A 26,798-nucleotide genomic window follows, 5' to 3' on the forward strand; every position below is an offset into this window, starting at 1 on the left:
TTTAGAGACCGTTTTCCTTGTTGTATTTGTGAATGATCTGCAGACCATGCATGGTCAGATCATCCTCAAAAGCGTCAAAAAGTTGTGCTGATTGCTGGAACAAAGGCGCCAGCCCGCCTGTCGAGATGATTTTCATCGGAACGCCGTGTTCCGCTTTGATCCGCGTGCAGATCTCGCGCACCAGTCCCACATAGCCCCAGAACACGCCGGATTGCATGCAGGCTACGGTGTTGGTGCCGATAACGGCTTGCGGCTTTGAAATGTCCACATGGGGCAATGCTGCCGCCGCTTGGTGCAGGGCCTCAAGGCTCAGGTTCACACCCGGAGCGATCACTCCACCGATATAGGCGCCATCATCAGCCACGACATCAAAAGTCGTCGCGGTGCCAAAATCCACCATGATCAGGTTGCCGCCATAGTGATCAAACCCTGCAACGGTGTTGACCAGCCTATCCGGCCCAACCGCTGTGCCCTCATCCACCCGCACATCGACGGGCAGCAAACAGTCCGGCTTACCCACCACCAGCGGGCGTGTATTGAAGTATCGGTCAGACAGAACCCGCAGATTAAACACCACACGCGGCACTGTAGACGAGATGATCACATCAGTGATGTCCGCCTCGATCCCCTGCAACCGCATCAGTGTGCTTAGCCAGACGTAATACTGATCGGCAGTTCGCTGCCATTCAGTGGCGGTGCGCCACGTGCCGATAAAGCGCTCACCATCCCAGATGGAAAACACGGTATTGGTATTGCCGCAATCGACTGCCAAAAGCATCGTGCCTTGCCCTTCCTAGAAATAGATATCCGCTGCAGGGATGCTGACGCGGCCTTTGGCGGTGTTTAGAACAAGGTTGCCCTCGCCGTCCACCGTTTCAAACGTCCCTGTGGTTTCCGAGGAACCAGTGCGAGCGGTGATGACCTCTCCTAACTTGGCAGCCTTGTCTAGCCAAGCGGTTCTGATCACTTCAAACCCATATGTCACAAACTGTTGTTCATAATGGGCATAGGCCGCCGCCAGCTCTCCCAGAAACTCTTCGGGCGTTACCGCAGCCCCAGCTTCAGACAACAATGATACAGGTCGAACAGCGCGCTCTTCCAATTGCTCCACCGGCGGCACTTCGCTCAGGTTCACCCCGATACCAATGAACAGATGCGTGACACCTCCACCAGAGCCTGCACTTTCGAGCAGAATTCCGGCCAATTTACCACCATTGAGCAAAACATCGTTGGGCCACTTAAGGGAAAAGCCAGCAGCACGCCCCGTTACTGCAACACAGGCATCAAACAGAGCCAGCGAAGCAACAAAGCTTCGCAAAGCCGCCTGCGCTGGAGGTCCTTCAGGACGCAGTACCAAGGTGCAGGCCAAGTTCCCTTTGGGATTGGCCCAGGACCGCCCTCTGCGGCCGCGTGCGGCGGTCTGGTGGTGGGCAAGGATCCATTCAGGACCGGCAAGTGAGGGTGCAATCCTCGCAGCCTCATTCAAGGTGCTATCCACCTCGGTCAGGATCCGTCGCCCATATCCATCTGGCCACTGCCGCATGTCACCCTCATCTTCTTCTTGTTTTAAATACCTTCGCCGAAGGCATCCTCAAAAACAGCGACGCGCCCCAAGGGGCGCGTCTCATTTGTCATACTCTGTATCGAACTGTCGCCTAGTTGACCAGCATGGCCGCTGCAGCAGCCGCAGCACCTTCGACGCCAAACATATTGACGATCCCCAGAACCATCACCGCAGCAGATGCCATCAGGAAGCCCCACAGAACAGGCGATGAATTCCGATCCATCTCTTCACCCTCCTCGCCAAAGTACATGTAGTACACGATACGAAGATAATAGAAGGCACCAATAACCGAGGCTACAACACCGGCAATCGCCAGCCAGGCCAGTCCCGCGTCATAGGCGGCACGCAGAACATAGAACTTACCAAAGAAGCCGAGCATCGGCGGCACACCTGCCAGCGAGAACAGCAGCACCAGCATCGCCAGCGCCTTGCCCGGCTCACGGCGCGAGTACAGGTTCAGGGCGTTGATGTCAGTTACCGGCTTACCGTCTTTTTCCATCATCAGGATAAAGGCAAAGGTACCGATGTTCATGGTGACATAGATCGCCATGTAAATCAGCATCGCCTGCACGCCAAACACGGTACCCGAAGCCAGCCCCATCAGAGCAAAGCCCATGTGCGCAATCGATGAGTAAGCCATCAGACGTTTAATGTTGGTCTGGCCAATCGCCGCCACCGCGCCCAGGAACATCGACGCAACAGACAACATCGCGACAACCTGGCTCCAGTCCGAAACCGCGTTGCCGAATGCGTCGTGCATGACACGGGCAAACAGACCCATCGCAGCCATCTTGGGGGCCGAAGCAAAGAACGCGGTCACCGGTGTAGGTGCGCCTTCATATACATCTGGTGTCCACATGTGGAACGGTACAGCAGAAACCTTGAACGCCATGCCCGAGATCAGGAACACGATACCAAACAACAGACCAATCGACACTTCGCCGTGTTGCGCAACCTGAATGATGCCTTCGAACTTGGTGGTGCCAGCAAAGCCGTAGACCAGCGACGCGCCGTACAGCAGCAGGCCCGACGACAGCGCCCCCAGCACAAAGTACTTCAGGCCAGCTTCGGTAGACTTCACACTGTCGCGACGCATGGATGCAACGACGTACAGCGCCAGCGACTGCAGCTCTAGCCCCATGTACAGCGACATCAGGTCACCAGCAGAGACCATCATCATCATGCCAACAACGCTCAGCGAAACCAGCAGTGGGTATTCAAACTTCAGCATGCCGCGTTGCGCCATGTAGTCCTGCCCCATCACCAACACTGCTGCGGCTGACAGCAGGATGGTGACTTTGGCAAAACGGGCAAAACCGTCATCGACGAACATGCCGCCAAAGGCAACATTGGTGCCGCTACCGCTACCGGCAATCCACAGCGCCAGTACAGCCATCAGGCCACTGGTGGTCCAGATTAACAGCGGCCCCAGTTTGTCCTTGGTGGAGTACACAGCAAGGAGCAGTGCCAGCATGGCGTAAACAGCCAGGATCATTTCTGGCAGGATTACGTTGAGATCAGCTTGGATCATCTACCTGGGCCCCCTTAGTGCGACGCAGTCTGGGACGTTGCGGACAGATCCGCAGCGGCCAGAGAATGATTGAAATTGTCTACCAGTGCGGCAGTTGAAGGCCCGATGATGTCTGTCACAACGGCTGGGTAAACCCCCAACAGAATGGTCATCACCACCAGCGGAGCAAAGATCACACGCTCGCGCATGGACATGTCAGACATGGTCTTCAGACCTGCTTTGATCATGTCGCCAAACACCACGCGGCGGTACAGCCACAGGGCATAACAGGCCGAGAAGATGACACCGGATGTCGCAACTGCAGCAACCCAAGTGTTCACTTGGAAGGCACCCATCAGCGTCAGGAATTCTCCGACAAAGCCAGATGTACCTGGCAGACCAACGTTACCCATGGTGAAGAACATGAACACCAGAGCGTAGGCAGGCATCCGTACGACCAAGCCGCCATAAGCGCTGATTTCGCGAGTGTGCATACGGTCGTAGATCACGCCGACAATCAGGAACAACGCGGCCGAGATAAAGCCGTGGCTAAGCATCTGAAAGATCGCACCGTCGATACCCTGCTGGTTTGCAGCAAAGATACCCATGGTCACAAAACCCATGTGCGCGACAGATGAATAGGCGATCAGCTTTTTCATGTCGTCCTGCACCAGCGCCACCAGCGAGGTGTAAACGATGGCGATTGCCGACATCCACAGAACCATATCAGCCATCACGTGTGATCCGACAGGGAACATTGGCAAGCTGAACCGCAGGAAGCCGTAGCCGCCCATTTTCAACAGGATTGCCGCCAGAACAACTGAACCAGCAGTTGGCGCCTGAACGTGTGCGTCAGGCAACCAGGTGTGTACTGGCCACATTGGCATCTTCACTGCAAACGAGGCAAAGAAGGCCAGGAACATCAGGGTCTGCATACCGCCGACGACGTGAATGCCCAGAACATCAAAGCTGTTCGACGCAAATGTGTGGGTCATCAATGCTTCGATATCGGTGGTTCCGGCATCAGAGAACATCGCAACCATCGCAACCAGCATCAGCACAGAGCCAAGCAGCGTATAAAGGAAGAACTTGAAGGATGCGTAGATCCGTTCCTTGCCGCCCCAGATACCAATGATCAGGAACATCGGGATCAGGCCTGCTTCGAAGAACAGGTAGAACAGCACCAGATCCAGCGCCATGAAGACGCCCAGCATCAGGGTTTCCAACAGCAGGAATGCAATCATGTATTCCTTGACCCGTTTGTCGATACCCCAGCTGGCCAGAATGGTCAGCGGCATCACAAATGTGGTCAGCATCACAAACAGAACCGAAATTCCGTCGACGCCCATTTTGTATTTCAAGCCCAGCAGCCAGTCTGTCTCTTCGACGAACTGAAAGCCTGTGTTGGCTGGATCAAACTCAAAGTAGATCCCCAAGCTAACCAAGAAGGTGATCGAGGTGGCAAACAAAGCAACATATTTGGAGTTGCGCTGTGCCGCCTCATCCTCGCCCCGCAGGAACAGCGCCATGATGGCCGCTGCCAATGCAGGGATAAAGGTGACAATAGACAGTATGTTGTCCATCAGTGGGCTCCTCCGCCGATCGACATCCAGGTGACTAGGGCGACAATTCCCAGCACCATCCAGAAGGCATAAGTAAAGATGAAACCCGTTTGTGCGCGTCCGGCCAGACGGGTGAAGAAGGGAACGATGCCCATGGCAACGCCGTTCAGGAAGCCGTCGATGGTATCACCATCGCCACGTTTCCACAGGAACCGGCCAAGTGCCAACGCAGGCTTAACAAAGATCGCGTTGTACAGTTCGTCAAAGTACCACTTGTTCTTGAAGAACAGATACAGAGGCTTTTGTGCTGTGGCCAAGCGACCTGGCAGCGACGGGTTGATGATGTAGAACCAAATCGCCATCAGCAGACCGCCCAGCATCGCGATGAATGGAGAGACCTTCACCCATTTCGGAGCCGCATGTGCGTCATCCAGAACGGTGTTGTCTTTACCAAAGTAGATGCCGCCCTCGCCCGGCTTGCCAGCAAACACATAGTGGTGCTCGCCAGAGGCGTCTGCAGCAACTTCACCGTGACCAGTGTCTTCGCCATGTCCGTCTGTTTCGCCGTGGGCCGAAGCTTCGGCAACAGGGATACCATAGAACTTGCCGACCTGATCAGCGTGTCCAAAGAACGATCCGTACCACAGCATGCCTGCCAGAACCGCACCAACGGACAGAACGCCGAGTGGGATCAGCATGGTGATCGGGCTTTCATGTGCATGATCATGGGTGTGCTTGTCGCCACGTGCCTTACCAAAGAAGGTCAGGAACATCAGGCGCCATGAGTAGAACGAGGTCATCGCAGCCGCAATTACCAGCAGCCAGAAACCATACCCGGAACCACCTGCATAGGCGCTCTCGATAATCGCATCCTTAGACAAGAAGCCAGCGAAACCGATGTGTGTCAGCGGGATACCAACGCCAGTGATCGCCAGAGTACCGATCATCATCGACCAATAGGTGAATGGGATCTTTTTGCGCAGGCCACCGTATTCGGTCATTTCCTGCTCGTGGTGCATCGCGTTGATGACGGAACCAGCACCAAGGAACAACAACGCCTTAAAGAACGCGTGTGTCAGCAGGTGGAACATCGCAGCAGAGTACATGCCAACACCGGCAGCAACGAACATATAGCCCAGCTGCGAACAGGTTGAATACGCAATGACGCGTTTGATGTCGGTCTGAACCAGCCCCACAGTCGCCGCGAAAAAGGCTGTCGAAGCACCAACTACAGTTACAAAGGCCATTGCTTCCGGAGCGAACTCCATCAGTGGCGACATACGGCAGACCAGGAATACACCGGCAGTAACCATGGTCGCCGCGTGGATCAGAGCAGACACAGGTGTCGGACCTTCCATCGCATCAGGCAGCCAGGTGTGCAGGAACAGTTGAGCAGATTTGCCCATCGCACCTACGAACAGCAGGAAGGCCAGCAGGTTTGCCGCGTTCCATTCAGTCCACAGGAAGGTCAGCTGCATTTCAGCCAGTTTTGGCGCAGCGGCAAACACATCGTTGAAGTTGATGCTGTCAGTCAGGAAGAACAGACCAAAGATACCCAGCGCGAAGCCAAAGTCACCAACCCGGTTGACGACAAACGCCTTGATCGCGGCGGCGTTGGCTGTTGGCTTGCGGTAGTAGAAACCGATCAACAGGTACGAGGCAACGCCCACGCCTTCCCAGCCAAAGAACATCTGAACGAGGTTGTCGGATGTTACCAGCATCAGCATGGCGAAGGTAAAGAACGACAGGTAAGCAAAGAAGCGCGGCTTGTAGCTTTCGCCTTCTTTCCACTGAGGGTCTTTGTCCATGTAGCCAAACGAGTACAGGTGAACCAGCGAGGACACAGTGGTGATCACGATCAGCATGATAGTGGTCAGACGGTCCAGACGGATGCCCCAGGATGTCGACAGCGAGCCGCTTTCGATCCAGCGCAACACTTCGATGTGCTGAGTATCACCATCAAAGGTCAGGAATGAAATCCACGACAGGAATGCCGACAGAAACAGCAAGCCAGTTGCTGTCCACAGAGCGGCTTTCTCGCCGATGTATTTGTACCCGAACCCGCAGAGGATAGACCCAACGAGTGGGGCAAAGAGGAGAATGGTTTCCATGATGCCTTAGCCCTTCATCACGCTGATGTCTTCGACATCGATTGTTCCACGGTTGCGGAAGAAGCAAACCAGGATCGCCAGACCAATAGACGCCTCGGCGGCGGCAACGGTCAGCACGAACAGGGTAAACACCTGCCCCACCAGATCGCCCAGGAAGCTAGAGAACGCCACGAGGTTGATGTTCACTGCCAGCAGCATCAATTCGATGCTCATCAACAGAGTGATCACGTTCTTACGGTTCAAGAAGAGCCCGAAGATGCCGATGACGAACATGGTCGCCGCGACGGTTAGATAATGTTCAAGACCAATCATTCTTACAGCCCCTGCCCCGGTTTCACGTCTTTCAGCTCCATTGCCTCGGCCGGATCGCGGAACATCTGGGACAGGATATCCTGACGCTTGACGTCCTTGCGATGGCGCAGGGTCAGCACGATTGCACCGATCATAGCGACCAGCAGGATCAAACCCGCCAGTTGGAACAGAAGGAAGTATTGATCATAAAGGATAAGGCCCAAGGCCTCGGTGTTGTGGTGTTCCGCAGTAATCGGATTGGCCAGCAGTTCAGAAGCGGCGTGCGCGCTGTCCCAGGCACCGTAGGCCATAACCAGCTGCATCAGAATGACCAGACCAATCAGCAATGCTAGTGGCATGAACTTGGCCATCTCGGCCTTTAGCTCGGCGAAATCAACGTCCAGCATCATCACCACAAACAGGAACAGCACCATGACTGCGCCCACGTAGACGATCACCAGCAACATGGCGACAAACTCGGCGCCCAGCAGAACAAACAACCCCGCCGATGACAAAAATGCCAAGATCAACCACAGCACCGAATGCACCGGTTGGCGGCTGATCACAGTGAACAGCCCGCCGGTGATGGCGCTTATGGCGAAGAGGTAAAAGGCAAACACGCTCATGACTCATCGTCCCCTTGTACGTCCAGGACCTCTTGCGCGGTTTCCAGCGCCTTGGTCGTGGCCGGGATGCCAGCGAATACTGACATCTGTCCGATCGTTTCCACGATCTCTTGTTTCTTGGCGCCTGCCTCGATGGCGTGGCGCACGGTTTGACGCAAAGCAGTGTCTGCCTGCGCCCCTTGACATGTCAGACCGGCCAGCGTCAGCAGCAGCCGTGTCTTGGCGTCCAGTCCATCCGGGTTAGCGGATTTGCCGAACATCATTTCCATCGCCTCTTTCGGCATGGTGGGCCAGAGCGCTTCAAACCCTTTGCCCGAAACATCGCCAAGCGCTGGGTTCAGCGACTTGGCCATCTCTTGGGCTTGGGCCAGCATGGCCTCAAATGGGTTCTTGGCATCGCTCATCGGTACGGCGCATCCAATTCGATATTGCGGGCAATCTCAGCTTCCCAACGTTCACCGTTCGCCAGCAGTTTGGCTTTGTCGTAAAACAGCTCTTCGCGGGTTTCGGTTGCGAATTCAAAGTTCGGACCTTCGACAATTGCGTCCACCGGGCAGGCCTCTTGGCAGAAGCCGCAGTAGATGCACTTGGTCATGTCGATGTCATAACGCGTGGTGCGGCGAGTGCCATCTTCGCGGGGTTCCGCGTCAATGGTGATCGCCTGCGCCGGGCAAGTCGCTTCGCAGAGTTTACAGGCAATGCAACGTTCTTCGCCGTTGGGATAGCGACGCAGCGCGTGCTCACCGCGGAAGCGAGGCGAAAGTGGCCCCTTTTCGTGCGGGTAGTTCAGCGTCGCCTTGGGGGCAAAGAAATATTTGAACCCCAGTTTGAAGCCGACCCAGAAATCCTGCAGCAGGAAGTATTTGGCGGCGCGGGTGTAATCGATCTGAGTCATTCTAGGCTCCCGTGCATTCTGGCGTGTGCTTCATCACTCGCTCGAAATAGTTTCGCCCCACATCTGTTAGTGGTGGCAAGTCATGTAGCTTCCGCCAGGAAGGCGGTGGAATCTCGCCCTGTATTTGGCAATACAGCGACACAATTTTTTCGTCGCTCCCGCAATTTGAGGCATTACAAACATCCATGTTCGAGAGCAATGCAAAGCCAAAAAGAAACGGGAGGCGGTTAGGGTTTTTGCCTAGTGTTCGTACTGTCTCACCTGTCATATTAGCGACGTCCCCAGCAGACGACCTTGCAGCCCTTTCGACAAAAGCCATTTGAAGGTAGGTCATGCTGTCAGTGGTTCGATGATCAAAACCTACTGCAATGTGCCCTGCTTTGAAAAGCTCAATGCCAGTATTGTAGGCGCAGCCATAGTCCCCAACTTTGAAGCAGCCATCGGCCTTCTCCCATAGTTCTGCCTTGTCAGCAGAAGCTATGGTGGGAACGCCAATTGCCAAAGTTGTCAAAACTATTTTGAGCATTCGCATCAGCCTCCTACGGTGTAGCGGACGAACAGCCCACCGAACCAAGCGAATTTTGTAGCAAAGGCCACGAAGACAACCCATGCCAGCGAGAATGGCAGGAACACTTTCCAACCCAGACGCATCAGCTGGTCATAGCGGTAGCGCGGGGTGATGGCCTTGACCATGGCGATCAGGAAGAAGAAGAACGCCATCTTGCCAACCATCCACAGCACGCCGTCTGGCAGACCTGGGATTGGCGACAGCCAGCCACCAAAGAACAGCAGCGACATCAGCGCACACATCAGGAAGATCGCGATGTATTCACCAGCCATGAACAGAAGGAACATGGTCGCCGAGTATTCGACCTGATAACCGGCAACCAGTTCAGATTCCGCTTCGGGCAGATCGAATGGAGGACGGTTTGTTTCAGCCAGCGCCGAGATAAAGAACAGGAACACCATCGGGAAGTGCGGCAGCCAGTACCAGTTAAAGAAGCCAAAGTCGCCGTCTTGCGCACGAACGATGTCACCAAAGTTCAGCGATCCGGTCGAGATGATCACACCGATGATGATCAGACCGATGGAAACTTCGTAAGAGATCATCTGCGCGGCAGAACGCAGCGAGCCCAGGAATGGGTATTTGGAGTTCGACGCCCAACCGCCCATGATCACGCCGTAAACCTCAAGCGAGGACACCGCGAAGACATAGAGCACAGCGACGTTCAGGTCGCTAAGGACCCAGCCGTCGTTGAACGGGATCACCGCCCAGGCGATCATCGACAGAACAAAGCTGGTCAATGGTGCCAGAATGAACACGGCGCGGTCAGCACCCGCCGGGATCACGATTTCCTTTACCAGATACTTTAGCGCGTCAGCCACCGATTGCAGGATGCCAAAGACACCCACAACGTTGGGACCGCGCCGCATCTGAACGGCAGCCCAGATTTTCCGGTCGCCGTACACAAGGAACAACAAAGAGATCATTACAAATGCGACAACTGCCAGCACCTGCGCCAATATCAGAACAAAGGTTCCGAATGGAGTGGTCAAGAATTCAGCCATTGGTCCTCACACCGTGGGTATTCCGTTTGCCTCACAATTCGCGACCACGACTTCAGCGTCGATAGTCCGCAAACCGCGCGGTAGGGAGGGCGAGATGGTGTAGACAGCATCAGCTTCCCAAACACCACCCTCTTGTTTCAAATTTGTGCGCAAATGCCGTGCAAACCCGTATCCTCGGATAAGCGCGTATTGCGCGGCTGCGCATTCAGCATAGTTATCAACGTCCTCACCCTGTTGGGCACCGGTCATTGAGACGTGAAACTGCACCAGATCACCCTCTAGCAGGCTGGTTTTGACACCCTGATAGTCTGGGGAAACCCCAGCAGCCTGATCTGCTGACGACGGCGTACAGCCTGCCAGCAGAAAGGGAGATATGAGCGCAGCGCGGATCACTCGGCCGCGATCTTTTCATTACCGCGTGCCTTGGCGTTGGCTGATAGTTCAGCCATCACTTCGGACGCGCGGGCAATTGGGTTGGTCAGATAGAAATCACTGATCATGTTCAGGAAATCAGCCTTGCCCAGCTTACCTAGTTCAAGCGCCTCACCATCGTTCACAGGAACCTGGTCGATCTTGGCCAGATGTGGAACTTCGACAACCAGCGCCGTGCGCAGTTGCGCCAGCGAGTCAAACGCCAGTGTGGCATCCAGCTCGGCGCTCAGTGCACGCAAGATAGCCCAGTTTTCCTTTGCTTCACCGGGTGCAAACCCAGCGCGCATCGCCAACTGAGGCCGTCCTTCGGTGTTGACGAACAGACCGTTTTCTTCGGTATAAGCAGCACCCGGCAGAACAACGTCAGCACGGTGCGCACCACGGTCTCCATGTGAACCTTGGTAGATTACAAAGGCACCGTCGTCGATTGTGACTTCGTCTGCACCCAAGTTGTAGATGACTTCGGCACCGTCAAGCGCAGCTTCCATGCCACCCAAAGTGGTTGCTCCGATGTCCATTGCCCCAACACGCGACGCGGCAGTGTGCAGAACCAACAGCTTGGATTCAGTTAGTTCAGCAAACTTCTGAGCATGTGCCAGAACCGCCAGACCATCTGCCTCGCGCAGAGCGCCCTGCCCTACGATTACCAGTGTGTCCTTGCCCAATGCCCCTTCGGTTTCGCCTTTCAGCAAGGCGTCCAATGCGGCACGGTCAGTTCCAAGATGAGCATAATCGTATGTCAGGTCGACCGGCTGGCCAATGACACCAACGTTAGCACCCTTGGTCCAAGCCTTGCGAATACGGGCGTTCAGTACAGGCGACTCATTGCGAGGATCCGTACCGATCAGCATGATCGCCTTGGCATCGTCGATATCTTCGACTGTTGCAGTACCAACATAGGCAGCCCGGTTCTCCAGCGGCAAACGCACGTTGTCGGTACGGCATTCAACTTTGCCACCCAGACCAGTTACCAACTGTTTCAGCGCAAAAGCCGCTTCGACAGGAACCAGATCACCGATCAGGCCTGCAACTTTCTTGCCCTTCATTGCTTCGGCAGCTTTGCCTAGCGCTTCGCCCCACGTGGAAGGACGTAGTTTGCCGTTTTCACGAACATATGGGCGATCTAGACGCTGACGACGCAGACCATCCCAGATGAAGCGCGACTTGTCAGAAATCCACTCTTCGTTCACGCCGTCGTTGTTACGCGGCATAATTCGCATGACTTCGCGGCCCTTGGTATCAACACGGATGTTGCTGCCCAATGCGTCCATCACGTCGATGGTTTCTGTCTTGGTCAGTTCCCATGGACGGGCGGTAAATGCGTAAGGCTTGGATGTCAGAGCGCCGACTGGGCACAGGTCAATGATGTTGCCCTGCATGTTGCTGTCCAGCGTCTGGTTCAGATAGCTGACGATCTCAGCATCTTCACCACGGCCAGTTTGCCCCATCTGGGTGATACCAGCGACTTCGGATGTGAAGCGAACACAACGGGTGCAGCTGATGCAGCGGGTCATTGTTGTCGACACCAGCGGACCAAGATCCAGATCGTCGACAATGCGCTTAGGCTCTTTGAACCGGCTGTCCGAAATACCATAGGCCATCGCCTGATCCTGCAGATCGCACTCGCCACCCTGATCGCAAATCGGGCAATCCAGCGGGTGGTTGATCAGCATGAATTCCATCACACCTTCGCGGGCCTTTTTGACCATAGGCGAGTTGGTTTTCACAACAGGCGCCTGGCCTTCTGGACCGGGGCGCAGATCGCGCACCTGCATCGCGCAAGAGGCGGCCGGCTTTGGCGGGCCACCGACAACTTCAACCAGACACATGCGGCAGTTGCCAGCAATGGTCAGACGTTCGTGGTAACAGAAACGTGGGATCTCGACCCCGGCCTCTTCACAGGCCTGGATCAGGGTCATTGCCCCATCCACTTCGATCTCTGTACCGTCAATGTTGATCTTGCGCAGGTCAGACATGGTCTATTTCGCCCTCAGTAGCGCGCCAATCGCGCTGGATTTCTTAATTTCTGCATGCCCAAACACGCAGAAGGTTTCAGGGGTGCCGTAATCAACGCCATTGGCCTTGAGATACCGCTCACCCTTGGCGCGCACCCGCGCCTTTTCACTGTCCGATTCCACATAGGCGCGGATTTCGGAGTCCGAATATCCCAGGTCATTGGCCTGAGACCGCAACTGCCAGGCCATCCCCAGCGCCTTCATCCGGCGCGGTTTGATGGATTGGCAATATTCGCTGACCTCATGGGCAATTGCGGCGGCTAAAATAATGTTTTCAATCTGCGGCACATCCCGCAGACTGGGTTTCGCAAAAGCCGCAACAGGCATAGCAACGGCACACAACGCAACGGCGGCAATCAAAGTACGGGTCATGGTAGTCTCCTGAACATTGGAGCCCCCATCACACGCAACGTCAACACCGCTATTCAATAGCAGTGCTGCGCGCAGACGTTGATATGGCGCAAATCCGATCACGATTCACAAGTTCCTTGGAAAACTGCTGCACCATCGACCAAACGAAGCTGTGCCTCGGGATCGCGTGGGTTGATGTTCCAGATGATATCCGAAGTGCCATACCCGGCTTCGCTCAAGCAATAGGTGACACCCGCATGCGCGGCAGCTAGGCGTGCCCCTTCCAGCGACTGGCCAGCATCCTTGATCTCAACGATAAAGTCCGCCCGCGAATTCTTCTTGTCCACAGCTTTGGTTTTGATCTTAAACGGGACGCCATCATAGGTCGGCCGCTTTTTTTTGGCACTGTCGCACGCGGTCAAAGTCACGGCACCAAGTACCATGACAAGCGACAGCAGTGTTTTACCAGATGTCATCACGCCCATGATCTTGCTCACTCCGCCGCCATCGCGCCCATTCGGCCTGTTTTATTGGCCTTGATACGATCTTCGATTTCTTCGCGGAAGTTGCGGATCAGGCCCTGGATAGGCCAAGCGGCCGCATCACCCAGTGCACAGATGGTGTGGCCCTCAACCTGCTTGGTCACATCCCAAAGCATATCGATCTCTTCGATCTCGGCCTCGCCTTTGACCAGGCGATCCATCACGCGCATCATCCAGCCAGTGCCTTCGCGACACGGCGTACACTGGCCACAGCTTTCGTGCTTGTAGAACTTCGCCAGACGCCAAATCGCTTTGATAATGTCGGTCTGCTTGTCCATGACGATCACCGCAGCCGTTCCCAGACCCGAGCCCAGATCGTTGCGCAGGTAGTCAAAGTCCATGATCGCGTCGCGCATGTTTTCACCGCGCACACAAGGCACCGACGAACCACCGGGGATCACAGCCAGTAGGTTATCCCAGCCGCCTTTGATGCCGCCACAGTGTTTGTCGATCAGCTCTTCGAACGAGATGCTCATCGCCTCTTCAACCACACAGGGATTGTTGACGTGACCGGAAATGCCAAACAGCTTGGTGCCGACGTTGTTTGGGCGACCAAACGAGCTGAACCATTCGGGTCCGCGACGCAGGATCGTCGGCACAACAGCGATAGATTCAACGTTGTTCACCGTCGATGGGCAGCCATACAGACCCGCGCCAGCCGGGAATGGCGGCTTCATCCGAGGCATGCCCTTTTTGCCTTCAAGGCTTTCGATCAGTGCGGTTTCTTCACCGCAGATATAGGCCCCTGCCCCGTGGTGCAGGAACAGATCGAAGTCCCAGCCAGATTTGGCAGCGTTCTTGCCCAGCAGACCAGCGTCGTAAGCCTCGTCAATCGCCGCCTGCAGCGCTTCTTTTTCGCGGATGTATTCGCCGCGAATATAGATGTAACAGGTGTGGGCGTTCATTGCGAAAGACGCGATCAGTGCACCTTCGATCAGCGTGTGCGGATCGTGGCGCATGATTTCGCGGTCTTTACAGGTGCCTGGCTCGGATTCATCAGCGTTGATAACCAGATAAGCCGGACGACCGTCGCTCTCTTTTGGCATGAACGACCACTTCAGGCCGGTTGGGAAACCCGCACCGCCACGACCACGTAGGCCAGAGTCTTTCATCGACTGCACAATCCAATCGCGACCCTTTGCAAGGATTGCGGCGGTGCCATCCCAATGGCCCCGTGCCTGCGCACCCTTCAGCGTGCGATCATGCATACCGTAGAGGTTGGTAAAGATCCGGTCCTGGTCCTTCAGCATGTCTGCCTACCTTTGACTATCCTGACGCATGCGCCAGAGTTGAATTATGTTGACCACTGCATATATCAGACCTGCCAAGGCGGCGAAGTCGAACAGAAGAGCAAAACGCCCTGGCAGCCCCAGCGAGGGTCCGGCCAGAGATAGAACAACCCATGCCACCATAGTCCCGGCAATCACCAGAGAGATGTGGCGCCCCTTGCGGGCAATGGCTTGGTCCTGTTCAGTGCTCATGTGGTCCTATGTGGTTAGCCCCCGCCCGATTGGGCGAAGACCGGTTATTTCTTAGCGGCCAGTTCTTTGGCCTGTTCAATCCAGCCATCACGTTCGATCCGGCCTTTGAACTTGAGACGAGAGTCAACCCAAGCGATCTCGGCTTCGCCCCAGGCTGCAACCTGATCAAAGTGGAAAAAGCCCAGCTCATTCAGGGTTTGCTCCAGCTTGGGGCCTACACCTTTCAGCAGCTTCAGGTCGTCAGCTTTGCCATCGCGAGCTTCTTTCAGAACCTCTGGTTCAGTTTCGGCGACCTCTGCTTTAGGTGCTTCGGTCTTCTTGGCCGGGGCAGCTTTCTTAGCAGGCTTAGCAGCCTTCTTGGCGTCCTCGGCCTGCTTCACAGCAGGTTTCGGAGTTGCAGGTGCTGCCGGAACTGGAGCCTCAGCCGCACGACCAGCAACAACGCCACCCTTACCAACCCATGGGGTCAGCAGAGGCACTTCGTCACCCTGAATACGCTTGACCGTGTCGCCAATGTCCGACGCCAGCTGAACACTTGCGTTGTACTGGGCCTTGCCGCTTTGATATTCCTGCAAGGAAGTCAAACCAGACAGTGGCTCTGAGCTGTAGCGACCATTCTGCGGACCCGGTGTTGGCACCTTGCCAGCAGAGAGTTCATCCAGCAGCTTGGTAAAGCTCGCAGCGGTCAGATCTTCGTAGTAATCTTTTCCGATCTGAGCCATCGGTGCGTTGGTACAAGAGCCGAGGCACTCGACCTCTTCCCAAGAGAACTTGCCGTCGGCCGACACTTCATGTGGCTTGTTGGCGATTTTCTCTTGGCAGACAGCAACCAGATCTTCGGCGCCACAGATCATGCAGGACGTGGTGCCGCAGATCTGGATGTGGGCAACCGAGCCAACCGGCTGAAGCTGGAACATAAAGTAGAACGAGGCCACCTCGAGTACGCGGATATAAGCCATATCCAGCATGTCGGCGATCAGTTCGATGGCGGGTTTGGACAACCAGCCCTCTTGCTCCTGCGCACGCCACAATAGTGGAATAACTGCCGAGGCCTGACGGCCATCTGGGTACTTGGTGATCTGCCCTTCGGCCCAGGCCAGATTGGCCGGAGTAAAGGCAAAGCTATCGGGTTGTTCTGAGTGAAGACGGCGCAGCATTAATTCGTCTTTCTGTTCATGTTGCCCGCGAAGATGCCTCCGGCGGGAGTATTTTTAGCAAAAAGAAGCCGGGAAGAAGATGTGTTGATCAACGGTCAATCTCCCCGAAAACGACGTCCATGGTACCGATGATCGCAGCAACGTCGGCCAACTGGTGACCACCCGCGACATAGTCCATCGCTTGCAGGTGCAGGAAGCCCGGCGCGCGGATCTTGCTGCGGTAGGGTTTGTTTGACCCATCAGCAACCAGATACACGCCAAACTCACCCTTGGGGGCTTCGACGGCAGCGTAGACTTCTCCAGCTGGGACGTGAAACCCTTCGGTGTACAGTTTGAAGTGGTGAATCAGGGCTTCCATCGAGGCCTTGATTTCACCGCGCTTTGGTGGCGTCAGCTTACCACGGGCCAGCACATCACCGGGGCAATCGCGCAGCTTGGCGACACACTGGCGGATGATCGAGATCGACTGGCGCATTTCTTCCATGCGGACCAGATAACGGTCATAGCAATCGCCGTTCTTGCCCACAGGAATTTCGAAATCAAACTCGTTGTAGCATTCATAGGGCTGCGAGCGGCGCAGGTCCCAGGCCAGACCAGAACCCCGAACCATCACGCCCGAAAAGCCATAGTCCAGAATATCCTGTTCGCTGACGATACCGATATCGCAGTTCCGCTGTTTGAAAATTCGGTTTTCCGTCAGCAGGTCATCGATATCTTGCAAACGCGCAGGGAACTCGTGGCTCCAAGCCTCGATGTCGTCGATCAGCGCATCGGGCAGATCCTGATGTACGCCACCCGGGCGGAAGTAAGCTGCGTGCAAACGGGCGCCACAAGCACGCTCGTAAAAGATCATCAGCTTTTCACGCTCTTCAAAGCCCCAGAGCGGCGGCGTCAGCGCGCCCACGTCCATGGCCTGAGTAGTCACGTTCAGCAGGTGGTTCAGGATACGACCAATTTCCGAGTACAGAACACGGATCAGCGAGCCGCGACGCGGAACTTCGACGCCGGTCAGCTTTTCAATGGCCAGACACCAAGCGTGTTCCTGGTTCATCGGCGCCACATAGTCGAGGCGATCGAAGTACGGCAGGCTTTGCAGATAGGTACGGCTTTCCATCAGCTTTTCGGTGCCACGGTGCAGCAGGCCGATATGCGGGTCAGCGCGTTCTACAATTTCGCCATCCAGCTCTAGCACCATGCGCAACACGCCGTGGGCGGCGGGGTGCTGGGGGCCAAAGTTGATGTTGAAGTTACGGATTTTCTGTTCGCCGGTTTGGGCGTCGTCGAAACCTTTGGAGCCGTCCATCATTTCGCCTCCTCTTTCTTCTCATCCCCGGGCAGGATGTATTCAGCACCCTCCCATGGGCTCATGAAATCAAACTGGCGATATTCCTGCACTAGGCTTACGGGTTCATAGACAACACGCTTTTGCGCCTCGTCATAGCGAACCTCGGTATAACCAGTGGTTGGGAAATCCTTGCGCAGCGGGTGACCGCGGAAACCATAGTCGGTCAGGATGCGGCGCAGGTCTGGGTGGCCAGTGAACAGCACACCAAACATGTCGTAGACTTCTCGCTCGAACCAGTTGGCCGAAGGGTGAATGTCAACAATCGACGGCACCATTTCGTCTTCGCGCACCGAAACCCGCAGGCGAATGCGGTGGTTCTGGTACATCGACAGGAAGTGGTAGACCACATCGAAACGTTTCGCCCGCTCAGGGTAGTCAACACCAGCGATATCCACCAGTGACGAGAACTTGCAGGTGCGATCCGTTTTCAGGAACTCGACAAAGCCAGTGATATTGGCCGGAGCCACATCAACATTCAACTCACCATGCGCAATGTCCCACCCCAGAATACAATCCGGGCGTTTTTGCTCCAAATAAGAGCCAAGCTCTTTCAGCGCTTCAGTCATCAAATACTCTCCAACTTCGCGCGATCAGCGCACCAGAGTGCCAGTGCGGCGAATTTTACGTTGCAGCTGCATCAAACCGTACAGCAGTGCTTCGGCGGTTGGCGGGCAACCTGGAACATAGATGTCTACAGGCACAATACGGTCACAGCCGCGCACAACAGAGTAGCTATAGTGGTAGTAACCACCGCCATTGGCGCAGGACCCCATCGAGATCACATAACGTGGCTCGGGCATCTGGTCGTAAACCTTGCGCAGCGCTGGCGCCATCTTGTTGGTCAGGGTACCCGCAACGATCATTACATCCGATTGACGCGGGGAGGCACGCGGCGCAATCCCGAAACGCTCGGCGTCGTAACGTGGCATCGAGGTGTGCATCATCTCAACCGCGCAGCAGGCCAGACCAAAGGTCATCCAGTGCAGCGACCCGGTCCGGGCCCAGTTGACGAGATCTTCAGCCGAGGTCAGCAGAAAGCCTTTGTCCTGCAGTTCAGCGTTCAGGGCCTGGGTAGCAACGTCTTTGTCGACACCAGCAGTATTGGCTCCGGTCATCATTCCCATTCCAGGGCCCCTTTTTTCCATTCATAGGCAAAGCCGATGGTCAAAACGCCCAGGAAAATCATCATCGACCAGAAACCGGTCATGCTGATGTCCTTGAACCCAACGGCCCATGGAAACAGGAATGCAATTTCCAAATCAAAGATAATGAAAAGAATCGACACCAGGTAAAACCGGACATCAAATTTCATGCGTGCATCATCGAAGGCATTGAAACCGCATTCGTAGGCACTAACTTTCTCTGGGTCGGGATTGCGTACAGCCAGCACCACGGCGGCTAGAATAAGGACAATTCCAAGACCGATAGCTACGGCCAGAAACACTAGGATCGGGAGGTATTCCCGCAACATCTCTTCCACGAGTGGCTCCTTTCCTTCGCGCTTTTCGCCGCGCGAGGTCAATTGGCGTGTTGACTTGGGCTGTGTCTACTCTCGTGATTTGCCAGCGTCAACCAAGGCATTGGTAATGATGACGGGGTTAAATATTGCAGCCCCTTTGCCACACAATCGCGTTTAATCCTTATTCTTTTAATAAGGAAAATGGGTTTCTCCCCCGCAAATCCCTTCCTAGCAAGGCCCTGTGCCAAAGGGGTATTTTTCAATTAACTTTTCAACGCTGCCAGCGAGGCTTACGACGGTCGAAAAACGCTCCGATTCCCTCTTCGGCTTCTTCAGTTTGCCAGCGGTCGACCAGAGATTTTATTGTATGATCAATGACTGAGTCGTCGATTTTTGGGCCCAAATCCCTCGCCAACTGCTTTGCGGCAGCCACAGCACCAGGTGCGCAGCTCAAATAGGGCACAACTTCGGCCTCAATGGATTCGGCCAATTGATCTGCTGGAACGACCTTAGCCAACAACCCAAGTTCGACAGCCTCCTCTGCATCAAACAAACGTGCAGACATAAATACCCGTCGCGCCCTTGCTTCACCCATCCTAGCCAGAACATAGGGACCAATGGTAGCCGGAATGATCCCCAGCTTGGTTTCCGTTAGCCCCATTTTCAGATGATCTACCCCAATGGCCACATCGCAAACCGAGATCATTCCGACACCGCCGCCAAAGGCATTGCCCTGAACCGCCCCAATCAAGGGCTTGGTCAATGTGTTCAACGCCTGCAGCATCTCTGCCAATTTGCGGGCCTCAGCAAAACGAGTCTCCGAATCTGCCTCCATCTGCGCCCGCATCCATGCGAGATCACCACCAGCACAAAAACTCTTGCCCGCGCCGGTTAGGACAACCACCCGGATCGCGTCATCCTCGTTTATCTGCCGCGCAACATCAGTCAGCTCGCTGATCATCTTGCCGGACATGGCATTGTGTTTCTCAGCCCGGTACAGGGTAAGCGTCGCCACCCCACGTATATCCGTGACTAGGGAAATGGTATTAAACATCTACGATCCTGTTTTATTGTAAGGGACTACCGCGCCGCGGTGGTCAACTGCCGCGCATGGTCCGTGCCATATCCGCGGCCTGATTAAGGATATCCTTGTCCAACCCGGTCTCATAGCCCAGACGGGTCAGATGCTCATGCACCAGCTCCGTGGCCACATTCCCGGCAGATCCCGGTGCAAACGGACAGCCACCAAGCCCACCGACCGCCGCATCAAACACCCGAACTCCCATCGTCAACGCAGCATCGATGTTGTCCATCGCCCTGCCCGAGGTATCGTGGAAATGCCCAGCAAGACGTGTTGCAGGTACAACCTCGCGAACCGCCAATAACATCCGCGCTACCGAATCCGGAGTGGCCTGGCCCAGCGTATCTCCCAGTGAAATTTCATAGCACCCTAGTGCAAACAGACGGTCGGCCATCTCCGCTACTTTCTCTGGCGCTGTGGCCCCGTCATAGGGGCAGTCGGTCACACAGGAAATGTAACCGCGAACCGGTAGATCAATGTGACGGGCCGCTTCTAGGATAGGTTTGAACCGCTCAATGGATTCCTCAATCGTGGCGTTGATGTTTGCCTTGGAAAACCCTTCCGAAGCCGAAGCAAACACCGCAATTTCGCCCGCCTTGGCGCTCACTGCGTCATCATAGCCGCGCATGTTCGGCGTCAGCGCCGCATATCGAACTCCATCCGCGCGCTTAATGCCAGTTAGCACATCGCCGCTACCCGCCATCTGCGGCACTTTCTTGGGCGACACAAAGCTGGCGACTTCAATGCGATTGAAACCAGCTTGGCTCAGGCAATCGACCAGGGCCACTTTCTCGGCAACAGGGATCTCACGTTTTTCATTCTGCAGCCCATCACGTGGTCCCACTTCAAAAATCTCGACCCTATCGCCCATAGTCAAACTCCCAGTTTCTTTTTGCCTAAAATACTCAACTCTTAGCTGGCAGCCTGCGGGCCGCCAGCTGTTTTGGCAAGGTTATTCGGCGTCTTCGCGCAAACGGATCAATGCAGCACCCGCCTCAACCTGGTCCCCATTCGCCGTCAAAACTTCGGCAACCACACCGTCACGCGCCGCCAGCAAGGCATGCTCCATCTTCATCGCTTCCAGCACTGCCAGCCTGTCGCCCTCGCTCACAGCCTGTCCCGCTTTGGCAAAGACTGCTTTGATCAGCCCCGGCATTGGCGCCTCGATCACGTTCTTGTCTCCGCTAGCGTCAGCTTCGCGATCCAGCGGGTCAAACACCTCAAACGGCAAGCCATAGCCGTCAAAAACTGTGATCGTCGCACTTGATTGCACCACATCCGACATGACCCAACTACCAATGATCCAGCCTGTGCCTCTGCGGTTGGCAACGACCTCATCCTCTCCGATATGCCAAATCTGGCGATCGGGACCATCAACCTCAACCTCAAGGTCAAACACCTCGCCCTGCCAACTCAACGAAACGGCCCGCCTCAAAGGCGTCCACAGCGTAAAGCCCTCAGCTTGATCCACTTTGGTCAGCCCCAAGGCCACCATTCCAGCCGCAACACGGTGATGCAGTTCGGCAACCGGAGCAGCTGTCAAACTGTCGATGTCACGCGCGATCAGCCCAGTGTCCACCTCCCCCTTGGCAAAACCCTGGTGCCCAGCCAGCCCCCCTAGAAAGGCAAGGTTGGTCACAGTCCCACCAACCTGCGTCCCCTCAAGTGCCCGGCTCAATTGCGCCAACGCCACCTCGCGGGTCGGGCCATGTACGATGACCTTGGAAATCATCGGATCGTACCACGGGCTGATGGTATCCCCTGCCCGCACACCACTGTCTGCGCGGCAATCTTCGGGAAACTTCAGATGCGTCAATGTCCCCGTGGCAGGCAAAAAGCCCTTGGGCACATCTTCGGCATAAAGCCGCGCCTCAAACGCGTGACCATTGATCGACAACTCGTCCTGCTGCTTGGGCAGGCTTTCACCCGCCGCCACCCGCAACTGCCATTCCACCAGATCCACACCGGTGATGGCCTCGGTCACCGGATGCTCCACCTGCAGGCGGGTGTTCATTTCCATGAACCAGAACCCATCGGCGCGCAGGCCATCCGACCCATCAACGATAAATTCGACCGTGCCTGCGCCCTTGTAGCCAATCGCCTCAGCTGCTCGCACACCGGCCTGCCCCATTGCCGCCCGCACCTCCGCGGTCATCCCCGGTGCCGGCGCCTCTTCGATCACTTTCTGATGACGCCGCTGCAAAGAACAGTCCCGCTCAAACAGATGCACCGCATGGGTACCATCGCCAAACACCTGAATTTCAATGTGCCGAGGCTGCTGGATGTACTTCTCAACCAACACATCCGGATTGCCAAAAGCAGTAATCGCCTCACCACGCGCACTTTCCAGAGCCGCCATAAAGTCCTCTGAGCGCTCAACCAAGCGCATCCCCTTACCGCCGCCACCGGCCACCGCCTTGATAAGTACCGGATAGCCAATGCCGTCGGCCGCACCAAACAAGTGCTCGCTGTCTTGATTAGAGCCATGATAACCTGGCACCACGGGAACACCCGCCTCTTCCATCAACACCTTGGCCGCGTCCTTCAGACCCATCTTGCGGATCGCATCCGCCGAAGGTCCGATAAAACTCAGCCCTGCCGCCTCAACCGCATCCACAAATTCGGGGTTTTCCGACAGAAACCCGTATCCCGGGTGAATACCCTGCGCCCCACTTTGCTTGGCGACCGCGATTATCTCATCCCCGAGTAGATAGCTGTCAGCCGGGGCTGGACCGTGCCCGATGTGATAGGCCTCATCCGCCAGCGCCACATGCTTGGCCTCTCGGTCTGCATCAGAATAGACTGCAACAGTTTTTACGCCCATGCCCCGGGCTGTTTCCATAACCCGGCAAGCAATCTCGCCTCGGTTAGCAATCAGGATTTTATCAAACATCAGATCCATCCTCTTCCTGCACCCACTGCTTACAAAGATCCTCAGGGGCGGGAGTGTTCTTATTCCATTCAACAAATATGCCCCCATAAGGGGAGCATGGTTCTCCGGTTAGACAAGACCGAGAAGAGATGACCTGACCGTCGGTAGAGTTGTGGCCAAAATCCCTGATGGTCGCAGGCTGACCTGCCACCGATACCATCATCCCAATTTCAGGTATGCCTTCTACCTGCGTTAAACTCAGAGCTACGCCCGCTTCATTTTGCAGATGAAAGGCATCTTGTATCAGTCCTCTAAACGGCGGCATCACATCCGGAACACGCCAAAGCGTGTCTCCTCAATTGGCGCATTCAGCGCTGCGCTCAAGGACAGCGCCAGAACATCACGGCTCTTGCGCGGATCAATAATCCCATCATCCCACAGGCGTGCCGAGGCATAGAGCGGGTGACTTTGTTCTTCGAACATATCAATAGTCGGTTGCTTGAATTCTGCTTCTTCCTCGGCACTCCAGCTACCGCCACGCCTCTCAATGCCGTCACGTTTTACCGTCGCCAGCACGCCAGCGGCCTGTTCACCGCCCATGACCGAGATACGCGAGTTTGGCCAGGTCCACAGGAAGCGCGGCTGATAAGCGCGCCCAGCCATTCCGTAGTTGCCCGCCCCGAACGAGCCGCCGACCAGCATGGTGATCTTGGGCACATTGGTCGAGGCTACGGCTGTCACCATCTTGGCGCCGTGGCGCGCGATGCCTTCGTTTTCGTACTTACGGCCCACCATGAACCCCGTGATATTCTGTAAGAACACCAGCGGAATCTTGCGCTGGCTGCACAGCTCCACAAAATGCGCACCCTTTTGCGCGGCTTCGGAAAACAACACGCCGTTGTTGGCAATGATCCCCACCGGGCACCCCTTTACATGGGCAAAGCCAGTGACCAGGGTCTCACCAAAGCGCGGCTTGAACTCATCAAAGCGCGAGCCATCCACCAGCCGAGCGATCACCTCACGGATATCATAAGGCGTACGCAGATCCCCCGGCACCACGCCCAAGATTTCCTCGGGGTCATAGGCGGGATCTTCGGGGCTGGCCCAGTTCACGGTCAATGGCTTGGTCAGGTTCAGAGACAGAACCGCGCGGCGCGCCAGTGCCAGCGCATGGGTGTCATCCTCGGCCAGATAATCAGCCACGCCGGACAGACGAGTGTGTACATCACCACCACCAAGATCCTCAGCACTGACCACTTCACCAGTGGCGGCTTTAACTAGGGGTGGACCTGCCAGGAAAATGGTGCCCTGTTCTTTGACGATGATCGTCACATCCGACATCGCCGGCACATAGGCGCCGCCAGCGGTACAAGACCCCATAACCACCGCGATCTGTGGGATGCCCTTGGCTGACATCCGCGCTTGATTGTAGAAAATCCGGCCAAAGTGGTCGCGATCTGGAAATACTTCATCCTGTTGCGGCAGATTGGCACCGCCGCTGTCCACCAGATAGATGCACGGCAGATGGTTTTCCTCGGCAATCTCCTGCGCCCGAAGGTGCTTTTTCACGGTCATCGGGAAATAGGTGCCGCCCTTCACCGTGGCGTCATTACAAACCACCATGACGTCTTGCCCATGCACCCGGCCAACACCTGCAATCACACCACTCCCCGGCGCCGCACCGTCGTACATGGCATGGGCTGCTGTCGCTCCGATTTCCAGAAACGGAGAACCCGGATCCAGCAGGTTCGCCACCCGACGACGCGGCAACATTTTGCCCCGGCTTTCATGACGCGCACGAGAGCGCTCGCCACCGCCCATCCGTGCGGCCTCGGCGGCCTCGCTGATCTGGGCAAGTGCTTCCAGATGGGCGGCCCGATTAGCTTTGAAGCCTTCGGAAGAAGGCATGGCTTTGGATTGAAGTTTCATTCTCCACCCTCGTGTTTGGCCAGCCACTCTTTCAGCGAGATGGCGGCATAATATAGTCCGATTGCATTGAACGCCGCGCATTCTGTGTCTGCTTCGCAGCGCTGCGTATTCAATTGACTAAGAATGGTTTTCAGGCGTGTTTGGTAAAACCTAAGCTGAGGTTCTTCGCCTTGAATTTCGCTTGGGAAACTGCCCAAAAGCTGTTTGTTCCGCGGCTCAAACTCGAAGGTCAGCTCCCGGAAGCACTTCTGGCTATCTTGCACATGACGACAGTAGATTAGGATAACCCCGGCACATTCGTCTCGTTTACTCACCCAATCCAAACCGCCCTTGACGTTTTCAATGCAGCGTTCCAACCAGTTTGATGGGGAATGCTCGTCCGCCAAACCGGCGACGGCAGAGCCGAAGAGTAGTGAAAATATCAAAGAAAGAATTTGAAAGGACTTCATTCACCAATCTCCTCTCCCGCCGCCCGGCGCTTCAGCTCTTTGCGGATCACCTTGCCGGTCACCGTCATCGGCAGCGCCTCCAGAAACTCCACCTCACGCGGATAGGAGTAATGCGCCAGGCGTTCTTTCACATAGTCCTGCAGCTCTTTCTCAGTCGCAGAAACGCCCGGTTTCAACACCACATAGGCTTTCACAATCTGGGTACGCATCTCATCAGGCTTACCCACAACACCAACCGTGGCCACAGCCCGGTGGGTCATCAGGCAATCCTCAATCTCTGCAGGGCCAATCCGGTATCCGGCTGAGGTGATCACGTCATCCTCACGCCCAACAAAGCGAAGGTAATCGCCTTCCCAGACACCGCGGTCCCCAGTGATCAACCAATCCCCGCGAAACTTGGCAGCCGTCTCTTCAGGCCGGTTCCAATATTCCAACAGCATTGATGCTGAGCCGCGATGCACAGCAACATCACCTTCTTCTGCAGCTAGTTGGCCGTTTTCGTCCACCACCGCCAGCTCATGTCCCGGCACCGCCTTGCCAATGCACCCCGGACGCGGCTCAAAATCCGCCCCACAGGACGTGGCCACCATATTGCACTCGGTCTGGCCGTAGAATTCATTGATTGTCACCCCCAGCCGACGTCGGCCCCAGGCGAGCATCTCCGCACCCAGGGGCTCTCCACCACTGGCAACCGAGCGTAGGCCGTCGAGCCCCTGCCCGGCCGCCTTGAGCATGCGCAACGCGGTTGGCGGGAAGAACACATTTCTAACCTCACCACGTGAAATGACATCAGCACAGGCCTCGGGTGTAAACTTGTCCAGCCGCGCGGCGACTACTGGCACACCCAGCGCCAATCCCGGCATGGCCACATCAAAAAGCCCACCGATCCAGGCCCAATCGGCCGGGGTCCACAGGCAATCGCTGGGTTGCCCCAGGTGGTCATGACTGATCGAGACGCCCGGCAGGTGCCCAGTCAACACCCGATGCCCATGCAGCGCGCCCTTGGGGCTGCCGGTTGTGCCGGATGTATAGATCAGAACCGCGGGGGTTTCGGGTGTGGTCTGGGCAAAGACAACAGGTTCCCCCGGCAGGCCAGCCTGATCCACTATGATCGCCTCGGCCAAATCGCCAAGCAAGTCGGCACCCTCAGTATCGGTGAACACAAATTGCGCGCCAGCATCCCCGGCACGGCTGGCCAGTGCGTCACGTTTGAACAGCTTAAACAACGGCACAGAAATCGCGCCGACTTTCCAGACTGCCAAATGCGCAGCAACGCACCACGGCGACTGACCCAGCAAAACGCCAACCCGATCACCCGTCTGAATGCGGGTGCCTAGGTAGCGCGCCAGCCCATCCACCATACCGACGAGGTCACCGTAGCTGACATCCCCCCGGTCAGGACCAGTCAGGTCGATAATTGCCAGCTGTTCCTTAGGATGATCCAACGCCTGAGCAGCCATGTTCAACTGCTCAGGCAGATCCCAGCTTCCGTCACACCGTAGCCCTGGAGCAGTGCGTCTATCACTCATTATTCACGCCCCCTCGGGATCAACATCT

The 26,798-nt window shown here is 56.1% G+C and carries 28 protein-coding genes; all 28 read right to left on the minus strand.

The annotated features are described in order from the left end of the window. Window position 1 precedes the first annotated feature (1 nt). Window positions 2–778 carry a type III pantothenate kinase gene (locus DL239_RS00505; protein ID WP_167681155.1) on the minus strand — a complete coding sequence of 259 codons (777 nt, stop codon included), beginning with the start codon at window positions 776–778 and terminating at the stop codon, window positions 2–4. A gap of 15 nt (window positions 779–793) precedes the next feature. Then, window positions 794–1,543, minus strand: a complete 750-nt coding sequence (locus tag DL239_RS00510) for a biotin--[acetyl-CoA-carboxylase] ligase (RefSeq protein ID WP_167681156.1) — start codon at window positions 1,541–1,543, stop codon at window positions 794–796. A 112-nt stretch (window positions 1,544–1,655) separates the two neighbouring features. Next, window positions 1,656–3,095, minus strand: a complete 1,440-nt coding sequence (gene nuoN / locus DL239_RS00515) for an NADH-quinone oxidoreductase subunit NuoN (protein ID WP_167681158.1) — start codon at window positions 3,093–3,095, stop codon at window positions 1,656–1,658. 14 nt (window positions 3,096–3,109) lie between these two features. Beyond that, the gene (locus tag DL239_RS00520; RefSeq protein ID WP_167681160.1) at window positions 3,110–4,657 is read right to left on the minus strand and encodes an NADH-quinone oxidoreductase subunit M; all 1,548 of its coding nucleotides are present in this window, start codon (window positions 4,655–4,657) and stop codon (window positions 3,110–3,112) included. Further along, window positions 4,657–6,747, minus strand: a complete 2,091-nt coding sequence (nuoL, locus tag DL239_RS00525) for an NADH-quinone oxidoreductase subunit L (RefSeq protein ID WP_167681162.1) — start codon at window positions 6,745–6,747, stop codon at window positions 4,657–4,659. Before nuoL ends, DL239_RS00520 begins: the two co-directional genes overlap by 1 nt. Window positions 6,748–6,753: 6 nt before the next feature. Beyond that, complete coding sequence (nuoK, locus tag DL239_RS00530) at window positions 6,754–7,059, minus strand: NADH-quinone oxidoreductase subunit NuoK (RefSeq protein WP_167681164.1); 306 nt, start codon at window positions 7,057–7,059, stop codon at window positions 6,754–6,756. Between the two features lie 2 nt (window positions 7,060–7,061). After that, the gene (locus DL239_RS00535) at window positions 7,062–7,664 is read right to left on the minus strand and encodes an NADH-quinone oxidoreductase subunit J (protein WP_167681166.1); all 603 of its coding nucleotides are present in this window, start codon (window positions 7,662–7,664) and stop codon (window positions 7,062–7,064) included. Beyond that, window positions 7,661–8,068, minus strand: a complete 408-nt coding sequence (locus DL239_RS00540; RefSeq protein ID WP_167681168.1) for a carboxymuconolactone decarboxylase family protein — start codon at window positions 8,066–8,068, stop codon at window positions 7,661–7,663. Before DL239_RS00540 ends, DL239_RS00535 begins: the two co-directional genes overlap by 4 nt. After that, a complete protein-coding gene (nuoI, locus tag DL239_RS00545) occupies window positions 8,065–8,559 on the minus strand; it encodes an NADH-quinone oxidoreductase subunit NuoI (protein ID WP_167681170.1) in 495 nt (164 codons plus the stop codon). The genes DL239_RS00540 and nuoI overlap by 4 nt, the downstream gene beginning before the upstream one ends. A 1-nt stretch (window position 8,560) precedes the next feature. Continuing rightward, a complete protein-coding gene (locus DL239_RS00550; RefSeq protein WP_167681172.1) occupies window positions 8,561–9,085 on the minus strand; it encodes a hypothetical protein in 525 nt (174 codons plus the stop codon). Between the two features lie 5 nt (window positions 9,086–9,090). Continuing rightward, window positions 9,091–10,128: an NADH-quinone oxidoreductase subunit NuoH gene (nuoH, locus tag DL239_RS00555; RefSeq protein ID WP_167681174.1), complete on the minus strand. Its 1,038-nt coding sequence runs from the start codon at window positions 10,126–10,128 to the stop codon at window positions 9,091–9,093. 6 nt (window positions 10,129–10,134) lie between these two features. Then, the gene (locus DL239_RS00560) at window positions 10,135–10,521 is read right to left on the minus strand and encodes a YNQ4 family lipoprotein (protein ID WP_167681176.1); all 387 of its coding nucleotides are present in this window, start codon (window positions 10,519–10,521) and stop codon (window positions 10,135–10,137) included. Next, window positions 10,518–12,536: an NADH-quinone oxidoreductase subunit NuoG gene (gene nuoG / locus DL239_RS00565; protein ID WP_167681178.1), complete on the minus strand. Its 2,019-nt coding sequence runs from the start codon at window positions 12,534–12,536 to the stop codon at window positions 10,518–10,520. Before nuoG ends, DL239_RS00560 begins: the two co-directional genes overlap by 4 nt. Window positions 12,537–12,539: 3 nt before the next feature. Beyond that, on the minus strand, window positions 12,540–12,947 hold the full coding sequence (locus DL239_RS00570) for a DUF5333 domain-containing protein (RefSeq protein WP_167681180.1): 408 nt from the start codon (window positions 12,945–12,947) through the stop codon (window positions 12,540–12,542). 98 nt (window positions 12,948–13,045) lie between these two features. Next, a complete protein-coding gene (locus DL239_RS00575) occupies window positions 13,046–13,423 on the minus strand; it encodes a hypothetical protein (RefSeq protein WP_369410517.1) in 378 nt (125 codons plus the stop codon). Next, window positions 13,420–14,718: an NADH-quinone oxidoreductase subunit NuoF gene (nuoF, locus tag DL239_RS00580; protein WP_167681182.1), complete on the minus strand. Its 1,299-nt coding sequence runs from the start codon at window positions 14,716–14,718 to the stop codon at window positions 13,420–13,422. Before nuoF ends, DL239_RS00575 begins: the two co-directional genes overlap by 4 nt. Before the next feature lie 6 nt (window positions 14,719–14,724). Beyond that, the gene (locus tag DL239_RS00585; protein WP_167681184.1) at window positions 14,725–14,949 is read right to left on the minus strand and encodes a DUF5337 domain-containing protein; all 225 of its coding nucleotides are present in this window, start codon (window positions 14,947–14,949) and stop codon (window positions 14,725–14,727) included. Window positions 14,950–14,993: 44 nt separating this feature from the next. Continuing rightward, window positions 14,994–16,106 carry an NADH-quinone oxidoreductase subunit E gene (locus DL239_RS00590; RefSeq protein WP_167681186.1) on the minus strand — a complete coding sequence of 371 codons (1,113 nt, stop codon included), beginning with the start codon at window positions 16,104–16,106 and terminating at the stop codon, window positions 14,994–14,996. An 88-nt stretch (window positions 16,107–16,194) separates the two neighbouring features. Then, on the minus strand, window positions 16,195–17,409 hold the full coding sequence (locus tag DL239_RS00595) for an NADH-quinone oxidoreductase subunit D (protein WP_167681925.1): 1,215 nt from the start codon (window positions 17,407–17,409) through the stop codon (window positions 16,195–16,197). Next, window positions 17,409–18,017 carry an NADH-quinone oxidoreductase subunit C gene (locus DL239_RS00600; RefSeq protein ID WP_167681188.1) on the minus strand — a complete coding sequence of 203 codons (609 nt, stop codon included), beginning with the start codon at window positions 18,015–18,017 and terminating at the stop codon, window positions 17,409–17,411. Before DL239_RS00600 ends, DL239_RS00595 begins: the two co-directional genes overlap by 1 nt. 24 nt (window positions 18,018–18,041) lie before the next feature. Beyond that, window positions 18,042–18,575, minus strand: coding sequence for a NuoB/complex I 20 kDa subunit family protein (locus DL239_RS00605; protein ID WP_167681190.1), 534 nt, complete (start codon window positions 18,573–18,575; stop codon window positions 18,042–18,044). After that, window positions 18,566–18,931, minus strand: a complete 366-nt coding sequence (locus tag DL239_RS00610; RefSeq protein WP_167681192.1) for an NADH-quinone oxidoreductase subunit A — start codon at window positions 18,929–18,931, stop codon at window positions 18,566–18,568. The genes DL239_RS00605 and DL239_RS00610 overlap by 10 nt, the downstream gene beginning before the upstream one ends. Before the next feature lie 250 nt (window positions 18,932–19,181). After that, window positions 19,182–19,964 carry a crotonase/enoyl-CoA hydratase family protein gene (locus DL239_RS00615; protein WP_167681193.1) on the minus strand — a complete coding sequence of 261 codons (783 nt, stop codon included), beginning with the start codon at window positions 19,962–19,964 and terminating at the stop codon, window positions 19,182–19,184. 43 nt (window positions 19,965–20,007) lie between these two features. Then, a complete protein-coding gene (locus DL239_RS00620; RefSeq protein ID WP_167681194.1) occupies window positions 20,008–20,862 on the minus strand; it encodes a hydroxymethylglutaryl-CoA lyase in 855 nt (284 codons plus the stop codon). Between the two features lie 81 nt (window positions 20,863–20,943). Continuing rightward, entirely contained in the window at window positions 20,944–22,884 is a 1,941-nt protein-coding gene (locus DL239_RS00625; protein WP_167681196.1) for an acetyl-CoA carboxylase biotin carboxylase subunit, read from the minus strand. A gap of 303 nt (window positions 22,885–23,187) precedes the next feature. Next, on the minus strand, window positions 23,188–24,792 hold the full coding sequence (locus DL239_RS00630; protein WP_167681198.1) for a carboxyl transferase domain-containing protein: 1,605 nt from the start codon (window positions 24,790–24,792) through the stop codon (window positions 23,188–23,190). Further along, the gene (locus DL239_RS00635) at window positions 24,789–25,241 is read right to left on the minus strand and encodes a hypothetical protein (RefSeq protein WP_167681200.1); all 453 of its coding nucleotides are present in this window, start codon (window positions 25,239–25,241) and stop codon (window positions 24,789–24,791) included. Before DL239_RS00635 ends, DL239_RS00630 begins: the two co-directional genes overlap by 4 nt. Then, window positions 25,238–26,770 carry an AMP-binding protein gene (locus tag DL239_RS00640; protein WP_167681202.1) on the minus strand — a complete coding sequence of 511 codons (1,533 nt, stop codon included), beginning with the start codon at window positions 26,768–26,770 and terminating at the stop codon, window positions 25,238–25,240. The genes DL239_RS00635 and DL239_RS00640 overlap by 4 nt, the downstream gene beginning before the upstream one ends. Window positions 26,771–26,798: the final 28 nt, after the last annotated feature.

Origin of the sequence: Parasedimentitalea denitrificans (assembly GCF_011813015.1) — a bacterium.
Classification (GTDB): Bacteria; Pseudomonadota; Alphaproteobacteria; order Rhodobacterales; family Rhodobacteraceae; genus Parasedimentitalea; species Parasedimentitalea denitrificans.